The 15,699-nt window shown below is 38.0% G+C and carries 18 protein-coding genes; 7 read left to right on the forward strand and 11 right to left on the reverse strand.

The genetic code is table 11. From position 1 onward, the window contains the following. From LEP1GSC195_RS15325 to LEP1GSC195_RS15335, 3 genes are read right to left on the reverse strand one after another with little or no spacing between them, the layout of a single operon-like run. Positions 1-1,050: a glycosyltransferase family 4 protein gene (locus LEP1GSC195_RS15325; RefSeq protein ID WP_015682682.1), complete on the reverse strand. Its 1,050-nt coding sequence runs from the start codon at positions 1,048-1,050 to the stop codon at positions 1-3. After that, positions 1,047-2,114 (reverse strand): glycosyltransferase family 4 protein, encoded by a 1,068-nt coding sequence (locus LEP1GSC195_RS15330; RefSeq protein WP_015682173.1) that lies wholly within the window; start codon positions 2,112-2,114, stop codon positions 1,047-1,049. Before LEP1GSC195_RS15330 ends, LEP1GSC195_RS15325 begins: the two co-directional genes overlap by 4 nt. Then, the gene (locus LEP1GSC195_RS15335) at positions 2,111-3,130 is read right to left on the reverse strand and encodes an LIC_10202 family protein (RefSeq protein WP_015681653.1); all 1,020 of its coding nucleotides are present in this window, start codon (positions 3,128-3,130) and stop codon (positions 2,111-2,113) included. Before LEP1GSC195_RS15335 ends, LEP1GSC195_RS15330 begins: the two co-directional genes overlap by 4 nt. Before the next feature lie 86 nt (positions 3,131-3,216). Here LEP1GSC195_RS15335 and LEP1GSC195_RS15340 point away from each other — a divergent pair, with 86 nt between their 5' ends. Then, complete coding sequence (locus tag LEP1GSC195_RS15340) at positions 3,217-4,137, forward strand: GDP-mannose 4,6-dehydratase (protein WP_015681154.1); 921 nt, start codon at positions 3,217-3,219, stop codon at positions 4,135-4,137. Here the strand turns inward: LEP1GSC195_RS15340 and LEP1GSC195_RS15345 are convergent. Further along, positions 4,095-5,291 (reverse strand): M48 family metallopeptidase, encoded by a 1,197-nt coding sequence (locus LEP1GSC195_RS15345; protein WP_040506826.1) that lies wholly within the window; start codon positions 5,289-5,291, stop codon positions 4,095-4,097. The two genes, LEP1GSC195_RS15340 and LEP1GSC195_RS15345, sit on opposite strands and share 43 nt — an antisense overlap. A 3-nt stretch (positions 5,292-5,294) precedes the next feature. Beyond that, positions 5,295-6,251: a YjgN family protein gene (locus tag LEP1GSC195_RS15350; protein WP_156827658.1), complete on the reverse strand. Its 957-nt coding sequence runs from the start codon at positions 6,249-6,251 to the stop codon at positions 5,295-5,297. 223 nt (positions 6,252-6,474) lie between these two features. Between LEP1GSC195_RS15350 and LEP1GSC195_RS20305 the strand changes: the two genes are divergently transcribed. Then, entirely contained in the window at positions 6,475-6,708 is a 234-nt protein-coding gene (locus LEP1GSC195_RS20305; protein ID WP_408605943.1) for an LIC_11321 family protein, read from the forward strand. Then, the gene (locus tag LEP1GSC195_RS15360; protein WP_015681856.1) at positions 6,684-7,646 is read left to right on the forward strand and encodes a patatin-like phospholipase family protein; all 963 of its coding nucleotides are present in this window, start codon (positions 6,684-6,686) and stop codon (positions 7,644-7,646) included. Before LEP1GSC195_RS20305 ends, LEP1GSC195_RS15360 begins: the two co-directional genes overlap by 25 nt. Here LEP1GSC195_RS15360 and LEP1GSC195_RS15365 read toward each other — a convergent pair. Both LEP1GSC195_RS15365 and LEP1GSC195_RS15370 read right to left on the reverse strand, forming a co-directional pair. Beyond that, positions 7,634-8,827, reverse strand: coding sequence for a pyridoxal phosphate-dependent aminotransferase (locus LEP1GSC195_RS15365; protein WP_015682495.1), 1,194 nt, complete (start codon positions 8,825-8,827; stop codon positions 7,634-7,636). The genes LEP1GSC195_RS15360 and LEP1GSC195_RS15365 overlap by 13 nt on opposite strands. Position 8,828: 1 nt before the next feature. After that, complete coding sequence (locus LEP1GSC195_RS15370; protein WP_015681357.1) at positions 8,829-9,608, reverse strand: SDR family NAD(P)-dependent oxidoreductase; 780 nt, start codon at positions 9,606-9,608, stop codon at positions 8,829-8,831. A gap of 87 nt (positions 9,609-9,695) precedes the next feature. On the opposite strand from LEP1GSC195_RS15370, the gene LEP1GSC195_RS15375 reads away from it, so the two are divergent. Then, positions 9,696-10,919 (forward strand): MFS transporter, encoded by a 1,224-nt coding sequence (locus LEP1GSC195_RS15375; RefSeq protein ID WP_015680853.1) that lies wholly within the window; start codon positions 9,696-9,698, stop codon positions 10,917-10,919. A gap of 43 nt (positions 10,920-10,962) precedes the next feature. On the opposite strand, the gene LEP1GSC195_RS15380 is transcribed toward LEP1GSC195_RS15375, so the two are convergent. Continuing rightward, positions 10,963-11,883, reverse strand: a complete 921-nt coding sequence (locus LEP1GSC195_RS15380) for a cyclic nucleotide-binding domain-containing protein (RefSeq protein WP_015682690.1) — start codon at positions 11,881-11,883, stop codon at positions 10,963-10,965. Between the two features lie 3 nt (positions 11,884-11,886). Further along, positions 11,887-12,390 (reverse strand): DUF3347 domain-containing protein, encoded by a 504-nt coding sequence (locus tag LEP1GSC195_RS15385; protein WP_015681718.1) that lies wholly within the window; start codon positions 12,388-12,390, stop codon positions 11,887-11,889. 100 nt (positions 12,391-12,490) lie between these two features. Between LEP1GSC195_RS15385 and LEP1GSC195_RS15390 the strand changes: the two genes are divergently transcribed. Continuing rightward, positions 12,491-12,841, forward strand: a complete 351-nt coding sequence (locus tag LEP1GSC195_RS15390) for a VOC family protein (RefSeq protein WP_002976138.1) — start codon at positions 12,491-12,493, stop codon at positions 12,839-12,841. Positions 12,842-12,991: 150 nt separating this feature from the next. Here the strand turns inward: LEP1GSC195_RS15390 and LEP1GSC195_RS15395 are convergent, their stop codons facing one another. After that, positions 12,992-13,684, reverse strand: coding sequence for an LIC10067 family putative lipoprotein (locus LEP1GSC195_RS15395; RefSeq protein WP_015680945.1), 693 nt, complete (start codon positions 13,682-13,684; stop codon positions 12,992-12,994). Positions 13,685-13,753: 69 nt separating this feature from the next. Here LEP1GSC195_RS15395 and LEP1GSC195_RS15400 point away from each other — a divergent pair, with 69 nt between their 5' ends. Together LEP1GSC195_RS15400 and dcd are read left to right on the forward strand one after the other, a co-directional pair. Further along, positions 13,754-14,527 (forward strand): enoyl-CoA hydratase-related protein, encoded by a 774-nt coding sequence (locus LEP1GSC195_RS15400; RefSeq protein ID WP_015681869.1) that lies wholly within the window; start codon positions 13,754-13,756, stop codon positions 14,525-14,527. Between the two features lie 3 nt (positions 14,528-14,530). Then, positions 14,531-15,055: a dCTP deaminase gene (gene dcd, locus LEP1GSC195_RS15405; protein WP_002976105.1), complete on the forward strand. Its 525-nt coding sequence runs from the start codon at positions 14,531-14,533 to the stop codon at positions 15,053-15,055. 75 nt (positions 15,056-15,130) lie between these two features. Here dcd and LEP1GSC195_RS15410 read toward each other — a convergent pair whose 3' ends face one another. Beyond that, positions 15,131-15,655, reverse strand: coding sequence for a DUF2147 domain-containing protein (locus tag LEP1GSC195_RS15410; protein ID WP_015681222.1), 525 nt, complete (start codon positions 15,653-15,655; stop codon positions 15,131-15,133). Positions 15,656-15,699 lie beyond the last annotated feature (44 nt).

A 15,699-nucleotide genomic window follows, 5' to 3' on the forward strand; every position in this document is an offset into this window, starting at 1 on the left:
TTATGGTTTTGCCACTTCGAGAAGTGGAAGAATACTTGTAGATTCTAAATATTCGTTTAATCTTAAATTTTGTGAATAAATTATGGAATTTCTGAAATCAGAATCTTTAAAAATAGAATCAACTAAGGGAACAAGTGATTCAAAATCTTTTGATTCAAAAAGGATTCCAGACTGGTCCAATGTTTCCGGAACTGCCCCTGCTGCGAATGCAACCACAGGAAGATGAAAGAAAATGGCTTCCATAAGTGGAACGCAAAAACCTTCATGTTCACTCATGGATAGGAATATGTTACTTTCCGAATAGATTTTTTTTAGCATTCTTTCATCTACATAAGAAATAATTTTTACTTCTTCGGTTAGATCTAAATGGTGAATCATAAAATTGAGTTCATCCATATAAGATTGTTGGTTTGGATTACAGAAACCCAACATTCGCATGGAAAACTGGTTCCCCATTTTCGACTTCCATGTTCTTGCAAAACGTATTAAATCGTCCTGTCGTTTATTCGGTGCTATGCGGCCTACAAACAAAAAGGATGGCTGTGTAAATGATTTTGATTTAGGGTCTTTGGGAACATCTTTCCATTTTTGAAAATTCAGGTGGAGCGGAAGTAATCGCACGTGTTTGAACCCAATTTCCTTTAGCTCCGCTAAATTGAAATTGGAAACGGCAAAAGAATGATGAAACTGATCTCTGATAATCTCCAAATCTTCTCGACCTTTTCGCAATAAATAAGAAAATTTTAGATCATAACCAGAAAAGAAATCTTCAGGTGTAACATTATGATAAATAAGAATTTTTCTGTTTGGAAACTTTAAAACAAAATTTAGAACTTCACTATGGATGGAATGATGATATACCAACACATCATTTGGTTTGATATTTGCTTTTGTAAGTTTTTCTGCATATTTTCGATCATAGGAAAAAACATTTTCCGCAAATATTTTTCCATGATACCCTTCTTTGGAAAGTAATCGCTTAATCTCCAACATTTCTTGGGAAATGGCATCACCTAATTGGAATCCTGCGGAAAACTGATGTATATTCATTGAATACCGGAACTGAGAATGTTTGAAACTACTTCTTGAAATGGGAATTGGTTATAGGATTCCAATACTTTGTATTGTTCGGAAATCAGGGAAGTTCGTTTTTCTCTTTGGAATAAATTATCTTTCATTTGTTTTACAACGGAAGGATAATCTTTTGTTTTGAGAAGGACTCCAGCCCCTTTCATAGTTCCAGGAATGGCTCCGGCCGCAAAAGCAAAAACAGGAATACCCGAACCAAAAGCTTCCAGAATCGGCAAACAAAATCCCTCATGTTCACTCATGGAAACAAAGGCACCCGTTTTTTGTAATATTGATAATACCTCGGAATCTGTTTTGCCTGTCAGAAACTCAACTTTATCATCCAATTTGAGTTTCCGTACTAATTCTGTTAACTTATCAAAGTAACCATCGAAAGCACCAATAACAGATCCAATGCATAAACATTTAGCATCTGGATATTCTTGCACCCAATGGGAGAATAATTCAATTAAATCTTCCCATTTTTTTTGAGGAGAATAACGTCCTACAAATACTAAAGAATGATTTCGAGACACTGGTTCCGTTCTAGAAATAATATCATAAGATTTACAAATCGGAATGATATAAGGGTTTCTGAATTGATATTCTAAGATGGTCCTTAAGTTAAACTCGGAGTCACACCAAATAGAATCAGAGATGATTGCTAAAGTCGCAATCTCAAGATAGGAAAGAGATTCAAACTTTTCCATTGCAGAGTAAATATCGGGAGTAGTTGTATCCTTATAAAAGGATGCGGGCGTTATATTATGAAACCTTATTATCTTTTTCCCTGGTAAATTTAGAAACAAACCATAAGGATAACCTGCTCCACCATAGTGTAGAATATGAATGTCATCAGCTGTAGTTGGATGTTGGAAATTGTTTGTGAGATGGAACTGGCTATTTAAAGGTTTACCTTTTCTTTGTAATCTAGTGATGAAATGTGATTTGTAACCTAGCGAATTAAAAACTTCAGCGAGTCCAATCGCATCGTTTCCTACGCCATCCGAATCTTTTAGCTCATCTAAATGTTGAAAGACATTCATGTATCAAGTTTTGTATATCTGAATACTTTTGTGTCTTCTGTTGTAGAAAGATCTCTAACTTGTTTAAAACCTAGGGTTTCTAAATAGTTTGGCAACTTGTCTAAGTTAATCTCTGACGCTTGTAGATCGCTGAATGGGCGATTAGAATCGTTGGGTTTAATCAATACGGAAAAATATAAATGTTTTCCGTTGGGGAGCGAATTTGAAATTTCAGCAAATATTTTTTCGATCCAAAATGAAGGAAATCGATTAAGTGGTAAGTAAACTAAAATATCAGTAGAATTTTTGAGGATTTGTTTTAATGGAAATAATTTAGTTTCTAATTGGATAGTTGCTGTAATTTTTTTTTGAATGAATCGAAATTCGTTCTCATCTGAAGTAATACACTGAAATGGAATTTTCATTATTGAAAGTTGTTTTAGGATGTCCCCCCACTCAGGAAACAATACTGTAATTTCCTTTGTTATCGATATATCTTCTAAAGCAACTTTCCAGGCCGGATTAGAACCAGCATCGATAAAGTAAGAATTTGCCGCCCAACCGAAGTTAGGCAATGCACTTGATGAAGTTTGTAACAAGTGATCTCGATAAAAACCATCAAATCTGTTTTCAATTTGTTCTATTCTTTTTCCCAAACGGACGAGTTCATGCAAAACAGAAAAGAAGGCGCGAATTCTATTTTCAGAAAGTTTTTTATCGATTAGTCCATAAACGGAGATTAGGCGAGTAAGGATGTATTTGATCGGGCCTTTGATAAACCAAAACTTGGGATTTGAAAACTTGGGACCGGAAATCCCTTTTTCGAAGAGATGTGCTGTTCCTGCGGGATCAAATTTTCTAAATCCTTGCGGAGACTCTGGTTTGTAACTTAACTTTGTGAGTTCCAACCAATTCGCAACCTGGGAAGGATCCAAAGGAATCTTCGATTCGATTTCCTGCATTAGTTCCGATACGTTCAACTGTGGGTCGCGGACTTCGACAAAGGGGGATGGATTGAATTTCTTTTTGTCTTCCACAGTTTTCTTTCTTTTCTTGAGAGGATTTGGAAAATTGGAAGAATGGCAACTAAATCTTAGGGCCGAATCGGAAATTTCCCTTTTCTATGAAAAAAAAACAAACTTTAGTCACCGGGGCCAGCGGATTTGTAGGAAGTTATCTACTTCCTGCTCTTGAATTGCAAGGCGAGTCCAAAATTCATTGTTTTGAAGGTGACATTCGCGACCGAAATACAGTGTCGAATCAGTTAAAAGAAATTCAGCCGGATATCCTGATCCATTTGGCAGCTCAGGCCTTTGTTCCCATTGCCATAGAAAATCCATGGGAAACAGAAGAAATCAATGTGGGTGGGACCTTAAATTTATTGGAGTCTTTACATCGGTTACAAAGACCGTGCAAAATGTTGTACATTTCTTCAGCAGATGTGTATGGAAAACAAAACCTTTCACAGCTTCCTTTAAAAGAATCCTTTTTACCAAATCCAGTAAATCCTTACGCCGGAAGTAAATTAGCAGCGGAATCTTATTGCCGACAGTATGCTCATTATAGCCCATTTGTTTCCGTTGTGATTGCTCGACCCTTCAATCATATTGGGATTGGACAACGTAAGGAGTTTGTCATTCCTAATTTCTGTTCCCAAATCATCGAAGCCAAACATTCCGGTAAGTCTTTCATTGCCGTTGGAGACTTAGAGCCGACGAGAGATTTTTCACATGTAGAAGATATCATCAGCGGCTATCTAACCTTAATTGAAAAGGGTGAGTCTGGCGAAATTTATAATATCTGTTCTGGGGAAGAGCGAAGTATTCGCTATATGGTAGAAGAGTTAGTTAAATTTTCTGGTCATGAAATAAAATTTGAAGTGGATGTTGGACGTGTTAGAGCATCCGAAACATCCAAGGTGTATGGAGATAATTCTAAATTAAAGGCGCTTGGTTGGGAAAACAAACATAGCTTAAGCGAAACACTTTCTCAGATTTATAATCACTTAGAATCAGAATTTTTAAAATCTAAACAAACAGATTGAACTTCTTTCCATGTTTTATCAGATACAATTTTTCTGACGGAACCTTTTTTGTCCGACTGAATCAAAGTTTTAAGTGCCTTCATTCGTTCCTCTGTCGCTGGATGTGTACTTAAAAAATCAGTCAGCGATTTCGTTACCACTTCGTCGTTTTTGGCATTGGCGTCCTGTGGTTTGTCTTCGGATTCCAAAGTTTCTTTTTCTAATTCTTGCATTCGTTGGAAAAAGGTGAGGAGTCCAGAAGTTGAAAGATTTTGACTTTTTAAGTATTCGATAGAAGTGATGTCAGCTTCTGTTTCAAAATCCCTAGAAAATTTTAGAACAAGGATTGTGGATCCAAGCTCGGTAAACGTCTCCAAAAATTCCATATTTCCTAGGCCTGGACCAACTAATAAACTGATGGCAAGTGAAGTGCCTCCTGCCTTAACTAAATTTCTCATGTGGTGTCTTTTTTCCACATGTGCAATTTCGTGTGCTAAAACTCCTATAACTTCCTCTTGTGATTCGGCATCGTTTAACAATCCAGAGAAAAAATAAATCTTTCCGTTTGAGAGTGTGAAGGCATTGGGAATAGTGGAGCCAATCACAGAGACTTTGAATTGGTGTGGGCTGCCTTTCGGTACAATTTTTTTTAGGGCTTCTGTAAAGAATCTATCTGTTGCCTTAGTATTACATTCTTGAAATTGAGCATCCATTTTCATTTGAACCGACTCACCGAGTGATTTGTCCATAGAAACAGGGATAAAGTTGGTAACCAATTCCAATCCTTTAAAATAAAAAAAACCAATTACGGAAACGATAAGAATGGAAAGAATTCCTAACACCAGGGGATTCATTTCTCGAATAGAATAGAAAAAAGCATGCGCATGACTTTGAGATTTTTTTGTCTGTATCCAAAGGGATTCTAGTTTTTTTGCGTCCTCTTTGGAGCAGATAATTTCCAAAACAGGGCTTTCTTTCACTTCGTCAGGTCTTAATACCAGCTTACAACCTTTATGCGTCAAAGTGAATTCAGAAAATTGAGATACGCTGAGTTTATGCGCCGTATCTGCGGAAGAAAAATCGATGACTTGTCCGTGGATCAGTACGGTCCCTTCTTCGGGGACCGCTGATACTCCGTCAAAATATCGGGATGTAAATGTTTGGTTTTGAAACAATGTTTATGATAGGAAGGCTTCTAAAGTTTCCGCAAGTGCTTCCAAACCTTCCGCGGTAGCATTCGCTGTTGCATCTGGTTGTGCTGAAATGGTAGAGAAATCAACCTCTGCCTCCAAACTAACCGACTCTATAAAGAGTTTGGTCAATCGGACTACAGCCCAAGCAAATCCAATTCCTAAAGTAAATAGGATTATCAAATAAGCGATGAGAAAATTAACAAAAATCTTCCCACCTGTGATATCCGAACGGAATTTTTTGCCTTGGAAACTGGTTCTGTTCCAAATGTAATTTTGGATATCTGCCAAAAACCAAGAATAGTAGATTCCAAGAGTTACGATGCTAAGAAGAAATCCTTTTAAATAGAGGAAAAAGATTTCCTTACCTTCTGCTGAGAATCCGAAATTTGTATTTCCATATCTTGTTTTACTTTGTATGTAAGCTTCTTTTTCTGCGAAGAACCAAGGGTAATAAATTCCTAGTGTAATGATTGTTAATAGGATACCTTTTCCATAAAGTTTTGCTACTTCTAAAATCTTTCCATCGAAACCAAAACGAAGGTTACGGTAGCCAGTACGTGACGTAAGATATTTTCTGCCACCAACCACGATGATGGGAACCAATGCAAGAACCACCCCTAATGTCAGGAGATACCCTACAATCATTCCGAAGTAAGGGATAGGAATGTAAGCAAGGATGGTCTGGATGATATAGATTCCAATATATAATACTATGAAAATACCTAAAGCCTTGAGGAAACCGATGAATCGCTCTTTTCCCGTTCCGTGGAAGGAAAATCGTTCTCCTGCCCATTCTAAATTTTCTGCCATAAACTTTTGCACATTGGTTCTGGCCCAGAAGCTATATATCCCCAAAGTTACTACGGTAAGAAACATGTTCTTCAGTAAAAGGATGAAGAGCTGCCCTCCCGTTGCATGGTATTGTAGTCTTGTATTGTTCATTGATGTCCCCAAAGGATGATTAGTGGGGAGATTATAAAAGGTTTTACAAATGGGTAAAGAAAAATATTTCCTATCCATTAGAAATACAAATCGTACGATTGAATCTGATTTATAACTTTTTTAGGAATTGCCGAACTTGCTCACCTTGAACCAAGTCTACCTGTACAGAATGCGAACCATTTTGTTAACTTTTTTGTTCTTACTGGTCATTGCATCAGAAAGGATGGCTGACTCTAGACAAGAATTACCTCCGACTCTCGGAGATTTAAAGGGTCAAGATAAGTCAGTACGTCAACCTCCCGATCGAAAGGACAAAAAGGGGTGTTGCAAAATTAAATATCCGGCCGGTGGATATGATTTCTTTCTAGCGACTGAAGAAGATTGTCGCACCAGTTTATATTTTGACAGATTTTTAGGAGAGAATAATACTCTATGCTTTCGGTGGGAAGGGGAATAGAATTTGTCGATTTTATGGGCGTTCGAGAACAAGTTTTACAAACACTAGTCAAAATTTTTCCTTCTTATGATGCTTCTCTTGCAATTGCGGGTGGGGGCTGTAAGGCTTTTTATGCTTTAGGAGTTGGAAAAACCCTTCGGGAATGGGGAGTTCGTTTTACAGAAGTTTCCGGAGTATCAGCAGGCGCTGCTATGGCACTTTGTATCCTCTCACAAACTGAAGAAGAATCCGTAGAATATTTTGAAGAAATCACAAAACGTAATTCGCGTAACTTTCATTTTTCGAATTTCCTCCGGGGAGAATCCACCTTTCCCCATGAAGATATGTATCGGCGGACCATCCGCTTTGGAATGAAGTTTGATAAGGTTTTGGAATCTGGTTCCAAAATTTGGATTCACTCCGTAAAGGCCCATCCGAAAGAAGACTCTCTAAAAAATAAGTTCCGTTTAGCGAGGTTAATCTCTGAAACAGGTCGGGCATTTATTTTGGACGATAGGGATCGGTCGGATGGAATTCCTGCGAACAGAACCGCTGAGATGATCAAAAAATGGAATATGGTGGATGTGGATTTTACAGAGAAGGACTTTGTAAATTCAGAAACCATAGAACAATTCATAATGAATTCTTCCTCCATTCCACCCATTGTGGACTTTCAATCAGTGGATGATGAATATTATTTGGATGGCGGTCTGACCAATAATATGATGATTGAAGCGTTTTCGCCTAATGCCAAAATCATTGGAATCCACTATGAACCAAATACAATAGTGGGAAAAGACCCAGAACTATTGGCAAAGTCTTATTTGATCACGCCGTCTAAACCTTTACCAATTACATCTTTTGATTACACCAATCCAAAAGGAGTCAGGGAAACCTTTGAATTAGGAAAAGCTGATGCTTTGGCACAAAAAACTGCAATTCTTGATTATTTAAGATAGGATTGAAGTGCCTTTAAACCATTTATTAAAGTTTCTTCCTCGGAAATTAAACTAATAACCAATATACAGCGGTTATGCGAAAAACCATACCAAGATCCAGGATGTACAAATACCTCGGATTTTAATAAAATTTCCAAAACCAGATCTTCATCTTTTATTTCCAAATCCAATTCAAATAAAAAATACCACCCAGCTTCGACGATCGTTTTGTTTTTGATTTTTGAGTTATCTTCTAAAAATAAATTACATTCAGCAAAGTTTCGCATAATTCTTGTTCGAATGCGATTTTGGATCATTGATTTCCAGGGGATGAGTTCAGGGGTCGCAAGTTGGACAGGAGAATTGACAGAAAGGTATGTGTCGGCAACGAATCCCAAATTTTTTTGCATTTCTTTTCGGTAAAAATCCGGGCTTTTGTTTAGGATCCATCCCAGTTTGAGCTGAGGAAGAGCCAACATTTTAGAAAATCCATTACAGACCAATAGAGGGAAATTAGGTGCATCAGGAATCTGATGAGCCTCTCCAGAAAATTCATAACCGACAAAAACTTCATCTAAGAGGATTGGAATTTTGATTCCCAGTTCCTCCCATTCTTTCCAAAAACTAGCTGTGGTTCTAGATCCTGTGGGATTTGCGGGACTGACGAGAACAATCAATTTTGTTTTTGTGCTCACACAATTGGCAATGGTTTCTGCAGAATAAATCCATTTTCCCGTATCCGGATCTTCCTTTAGTGGGTAGTGGACTTCCTTAAGATTTTCAAGTCCAATCAGGAAGCTAAATAACGGATAACCAGGGTTTGGTGTTAAAACCTCATCCCCTGGATTTGTAAATAGTTTAAAAATGTAAGAATAGGCTTCCGAAGTACTGGCTGTTAGAATCAAATCAGATGTTTTGGTTTGGATTCCCCTATTTGTATATTCGGAAACAATGGAACTCCTTGTGGATTCTAATCCTTCGGCAATTGGATTATACTGGCTGAGGTCCAAACTGGAAAGTATATGAGACAAAGCACCCGGCGGGAATTCCAATCCTAGTTTTGTAGGATTGGAATTGGTGAGATCCAAAATTGTTTTTCCTGATTTTTCCAGGTTTTGTTTTGTTTGGTAGATTTTATTTTCTGAGTTTAAATCACCTAATAACTGAAAACGATTGGAAAATGAAAATGGGAAATTAGCCAAATCATCCTGCTTGGTGTAAGTATTTAGCAATCAAACGAACGAGAAACCTTGGAGAAAATCGAACCGACTGTGCTAAAAGGAAATTAAAGAATCCTGTAATTTTTACGACCTTTTTTCCAAACAGCGCATCAAGTCCAATATCCACTACATCCTGTGATTTCATAATGAGAAAAGATGACTTTACTAGATTGATTTTAGTCATATTGGCTCTTTCAAAAAATTCCGTTTGTGTTGGTCCTGGACAAACGCATGTTACTGTTACACCATAATCTCTTACTTCTTCGGCAAGTCCTTCACTTAAGGAAAGAACATACGCTTTTGAAGCATAGTAGCTTGACATCAGTGGTCCAGGTTGGAAGGCCGCAGTGGAGGCAACGTTTAAGATATAACCGTCTTTAGCTGCCACCATATCTTGCAAAAACAAATGGCAAAGTTCTGAAAGGGTAGTGACATTCAGTTGGATCAACTCTGCTTCTTTCTCAAAGGAATTTTTATGGAATTCGCCATTGATACCAAAACCTGCATTGTTCACTAAACAGTGAATGGATAACTTTAGTTTTTTGACTGCTTTGTATACAGCTTCTGCCGATTTGGGTTTGGCCAAGTCTTGGGCTATGACTACACTTTGTAATCCGTATTTGGTTTTGATTTCTGTGGCAAGTGCCTTTAACCGATCAGCACTGCGAGCGACTAAAACAGGAGTATAACCCTTTTTAGCCAAAGTCAGAGCAAAATCTTTTCCGAGTCCTGTGGAAGCGCCAGTAATTAGAGCATATTTCATTAGGGAAATTTATTACTGAATGCAAAAGTTGGCAATTCGAAACTAAATAGTTTTGGAAATTTTGAACGCCTGGTCAATATTAGTTTAATGAGCCAACCTCTTACCCATCCGCTTCATACCATCCAAAAAGAAAGAGCCATTATCTTCATCCTTGCGGCCCTCCAATTTTTACACATTCTGGATTTTGTCATCATGATGCCTCTCGGGCCCGTATTTATGGAAAGTTTCAAAATCGATTCTGCAGCCTTTGGGTTACTAGTTTCTTCTTATTCCATCAGTGCCGGTGTATTTGGACTCATCGGAGCTTTGTTTTTAGATTCCTATGATCGTAAAATGAGTCTTCTCGTATTGTTCTTCGGATTCTCTTTTGGGACATTACTTTGTGCCTTTGCTCCCAATTACCCATTTTTGCTTTTGGCAAGAGTTGTTGCCGGGGGATTCGGGGGAATGATTGGCGCTACTGTTTTATCCATTATCGGAGATATCATTCCTGTTTTTAGAAGGGGAACTGCCACGGGTGTTGTGATGAGTTCTTTTTCTGTTGCATCGGTGATTGGAATTCCCATTGGGCTTTCCTTAGCTAATAAATTTGGATGGCACTTTCCATTTTTATCTTTGGCAATTGCTGGATTTTTGATTCTACCTATCGGTTACAAAGTATTACCATCAATTCGTTATCATTTGGATTCGGATGTTCACCCAAAACAGTCGCAACTAAAATCATTAAAACAAGTGATTACCAAAAAAGACCATTTTGCTCCTTTCCTATTTATGGTTTTTTTGATGTTTGGAGGATTTACCATCATTCCTTTCCTCAGTCCATTTCTTGTCTCTAACGTTGGTTTAGCGATCAGTGATCTTCCTTATATTTATTTCTTTGGGGGACTTTTTACTTTTTTTACTAGTAGATTCATTGGAAAACTCTCCGACAGATATGGAAAATTGAAAGTTTATCAAATCATTTCAATCATAGCAGTGGTTCCTATTGTGATTGTTGTGACTTTGACAAAAACCGCATTACCTGTGGTTCTTACCGTCACAACTTTGTTTATGATTTTGGTTTCTGGACGGATGGTGCCTGCTTTTGCAATGATTACTTCTGCAGTAGAACCAAGGATTCGTGGGAGTTTTATGTCTGTAAATTCGGCGATCCAACAGATTTCTTCTGGTGCTGCATCTTATGTTGCCGGACTCATTTTGTTCCAGACTGCCGATAATCAATTAGAGAATTATGAGCTAGTTGGAATGATTTCTGTATTTAGTTTGTTATTTAGTGTTTACCTAGCTAAAAAAATAAAAATTGCAGGGTAGTTATAAAAATAGTATAGGATAAGTTAGCGAAGGTTAGTTTATTCTATAATTCTAATTTTCCAGTTTCAAGAAAATCGATGATCATGGTTTTTTGAGATACCGTGATCATCTTTTTTTCCAATAGTTGGTTAAGGATTTCGGAGGCAGTTCCAATTTCCATTCCAGCCATCTCAGAAAAAATAAACTGAAAGTTTTTATCAATCCTATGTTCCCCAATATAGGAAATTAGTTTTTCGCTAGTTTCTAGAATCAATTTCTGCCTATGAATGAGCCCTTCCATTGTGGAAAGTATGATCGAAACTTCGGGATCATCCACAAACAATTGCATTATATGTTCGTAGATTTTTGGAGACTGCAACGGTAATTCGTAGATCGAATCTCCAAGTGCATTGTATAAAGATTTTTCTTCTTCAAAATCCAAACCAGTATATTTGTTAAGGTTTGATACAATTTCTGATGGCAAAATGACGATAAATTGACAGGCATATTCTGGTTCTTTTAGGTACCGAACAAAATACTGAATTAGATCGCAAATGCGTAAATAACTAACAAAAGTCCAATACTTGAAACTTCTAATGTCAAACATGTGTTTGATGGACTTTTCTCTTTTGATAGAGTCTCTGATGTTCATGTAATTTTCAAAATCACATTTGAAAAGATAACTCAAAGTGTGGTTGGAAAAGGACTCAATAATTTCTCGAACGAGTGTTGGTTCTCCGATGTAGAGAAAATAGGAGATTAATTCTAAATTGTCTTTAGAAGTCCAAAGGAACTTTTCTAAAGTTTTTGCTGGAATTTGGGAAAAAGCTGAGAATCCAATTTTAAATGTAACTTTATCTTGTAAAAATGACTCGAGTTTATTTTTTGCAATACAATCTTCATCTACGTCTTGTTTTGCGAATGTATGCCTGCAACTAGGTGGACAGGCTTCATATAAGGATGTACCGAGGAAACATTTTGACATAGACTATTGAATTAATTCTCCGCAGTCTCTCATTTCTGGAGCATAAGGATTTTTTACTTCTCTACCTGTCATTAACCAAAATTTATCAACCATAGGACAGTAAAATCGATTGTACTTAGTTTGGTTTGGCACTTCTGTTTTGATTTGGATCAATATTTCCTGAATTTTAGAAATTTTCTCATAGCTAGTTTCTAAATCGGTCCCATCGGTTGGAAGGAGTGGGTGAAGAGTTTCTGCCCAGGCCTTAAATTTTGGATGTCCACTCGCTCCCAATGCATCAAGAGTTTCCGAAAAAACTTTCCAATTTGGTTTGGGATTGTCTTTTAGATACTCTTCGAGAAGGATTTGGTTCTCTGATAGGAGTTTTGCCGCTAGGTTTTCATGGGCAGGTGTAAAAGGAACGACCTCTTCCTTGCAAGAAAGGGCAAAAATGGCTAAAACGATGAGTAATATCCGAAATACATTCATATTTTGATTCTTTTTTCCTGAGTTGGAATTGGAATTCAAATTTTAGTTTCGAGTTTGTTAGAGGGAAATTGCTTTTTTCTCGACAAAGCCGGTTTTTCAAGCATGATGACAGAAAAGTTCACGAAGGTGTAATTCCATTATGATTATTGTAGAAGGCATTGGCCACGTCAGTATCCCCGTCTCCCAACTCGACACCTCTATCGATTTTTACCGGGACATTTTTGACTTCGAAGTGGAGACAAAGAAGGCTACTGAGGCAATTCTTTCTCTGGATTCCTTTCGTATACGATTGGTTGTCGCAGAAGTTTCAGACAGATCTCTCCCAACCTTAAGTTTTGTGATGGATGTGGATGATTTCACAGAAGCCATCAGCGAACTGGAAGAAAAGAACGTTAAGATCATTAAAGGGCCAGAAGGAACCGATTCTGGAGAGTGTCTTACGTTTGCAGATCCAAGCCAAAATTTAATAGAGATCTTTTACTCAAATTAAAACCTGCTAATTTCCTTAGAACCCTATCTAGTTTCCTCTTGGTATCTCCTTATCGATGACCCAGGAGGATGGGAAGGATTCTCCACTCTCTCCTATTTCACAGAAAGCCATCCTTACATTTTCTTTTTTTTGCGGAGAAATTAAATCTTTCTAAAGAACTAAACTACAAGTCGCAGAGTTGGCAGTAATATAGAATTGCGTTGCAACTCCGGCAGGAAAAGGAATGGTTGGGTCGTTCTGTAATACATAATCAGTCGCCTGACAGGACCGACTGAAAACTCTCACGGTAACAGCACTTTGACATCCGATAATTAAATTCCTGGCGGCTAATAAAGTATCTGTGTGGAACGCTTTTGTCTCAATAGCACCAAATTCTACTGATAAACTTTGGCCTTGTTTTAATTCAATCTCAGATCCATACTGTTTGTTTGTGATCGCATAGCAGTCGATAAAGTATTCAGTACCAGCGCAGTTAGCACCTTCTTTCGAGTTAGGCAAACAAACTCCACCTGATTTTGATACAGTAACAAATCCAGAAAAAGCACCATCTGGAACCCGGGTGTGTAACTCCGTTCCAAGATTTGCATTTATGGTGGCTACGATATCGTTAAATCGTACAACTGGATCCACTCCGAAATTTTCGCCTTTGATCACAACCTCAGTTGCAGGGTAAATGGCATTTAAGTTGTTTTGGGTTGGTGTTCCAATTTGAGGGGTAACAGAAGACACAACCGGAGGTGAACTTAGGAGTGCTACAAGAGGGTCTTCTTGCGACGAGGACTTGCAGGAAAAACTGTTTCCAAGTACTAGTGAGAATCCGATTGTGTATAAAATCCTTCTCATGACGGCTGCTTCCATTATCGGAAAATCAAAACAGTTTTCATTTCTATTTTTTCATCAGGAGGAAATTCTATGAACACTGTCACTCTCCAAACCCACCATACTTATGTAGCATTAATGGAACTGAATCGCCCCGAGGCAAAAAATGCCATTTCCATCCAACTCCTTGCAGAACTGCGAGAAAAGATTCAGGAAGTGAAAAAAAGTAAGGCGCGAACCTTAGTCATCATTGGTACCGGTGACGCCTTCTGTTCTGGCGCTGACCTAAAAGAAAGAAAATCCATGTCGGACTTGCAGGTAAAACAATTCCTGAAAGATATCAACCTTTGTTTTTCAGAGTTGGCAAATCTTTCAATCCCAACCATTGCAGCCATCAACGGGTTTGCCTTTGGTGGTGGTTTAGAAATGGCATTGGCATGTGATATTCGTTATGCGAGTGAATCTGCGCAAATGGGACTTACTGAAACCAAATTAGGAATCATTCCTGGAGCTGGCGGAACCCAAAGACTTTCCCGAATTGTGGGAGAATCTACGGCTATGGAGTGGATATTTTCAGGAAAAAAACTTAACGGAAAGGAAGCAATGCTCCGAGGTTTGGTATCTCAAGTATTTGATCCAGACCATTTACGGGAATCTTCTCTTGCCTTAGCACGGGAGATATCGGAATCTGCACCTATTGCCGTTTCTGCTGCGAAAAAAGCAGTGCGCCGCGGAATGGAGTTTCCATTGGAATCGGCCCTAGAGTGGGAAAGGCTTTGTTATTTTGAAACAATAGGTACAAAAGATCGAGTGGAAGCCTTACAGGCATTTGCTGAAAAAAGAAAACCTATTTTTAAGGGAGAATGATCCGTGATATTAACCGGAAAAGAAATTTTAAAAAGACTGGGAAACGATATTAAAATCGAACCTTATGATGCGAATCTATTAAATCCTAATTCATATAATTTACGATTGCATGAAGATCTTTTAGTATATTCTGAATTTCCTTTGGACATGAAAAAACCAAATCCTGTACAAACTTTAAAGATACCAGAAGACGGTTTGTTATTGGAACCTGGTACATTGTATTTGGGAAGGACTATCGAATTCACAGAGACTCACAATTTAGTGCCAATGTTGGAAGGCCGTTCTTCTATTGGGCGACTCGGGATGTTTGTCCACATTACCGCCGGTTTCGGGGATGTCGGTTTTAAAGGCTTTTGGACTCTAGAAATCCAGGTCACTCATCCTCTACGTGTTTATGCGGGAGTTCAAATCTGCCAAATTTTCTACCATACGGTCGAAGGAGAAATCAGTGAATACAAATCAGGGAAGTACCAAGCCAACCAAGGCATCCAACCATCTCTGTTGTATAAAGATTTTGAAAAGAAATAGATTCTAGATACTTTTTAGAATCAATATAAAGAGAACCTGCCTCCCGAACGGATGGCAGGTATTTCATAATTACAATTATTTTTTAGCTTTGAAAGTACAATCCCAACGAGCATCATCTACACTCATATTTCCAAGTTTTACCCAATTGTTCGTTTTTCCAATGAAGGTAATAGAACAAAGAGTTCCCTTTAGATCCAAACGATTTCCACCCTCAAGGGAAGTGAATTTTCCACAGTAGGTTTTACCATCACGTGGGTTGTAGATCTTTCCATTTTTATAAACACCTTCACCAACATAGTCAAATCCAGTGATAAAAACCATACCGAGGTTCGGACGGTTACGTAGTTTAGGATCTTCGTTGTTGTGGTCTAGATAAGGAGTCCCAGGAACACCTTTATCTTTTTCCTTCTCAGGGTAAGCATTGTCTTTGATACAAACCGTTTTACCGCAGTATTTATCACCACATTTGAAAATTTCGATGACTGAGTCTTTTTCCGGTGGTAGGTATCGTCCTAACGCAACGTCAGCCTCTTGGGCAAGTAGAGAACTTCCGGCGAAAAGAATGGCCGTCCATACACTTAAAACAAGTTTTTGATTCATAAGGATCCTTATTCTATAAAATTGGTTCGCTTATTCTGGCAGAA

This window comes from Leptospira wolbachii serovar Codice str. CDC (genome assembly GCF_000332515.2).
Classification (GTDB): domain Bacteria; phylum Spirochaetota; class Leptospiria; order Leptospirales; family Leptospiraceae; genus Leptospira_A; species Leptospira_A wolbachii.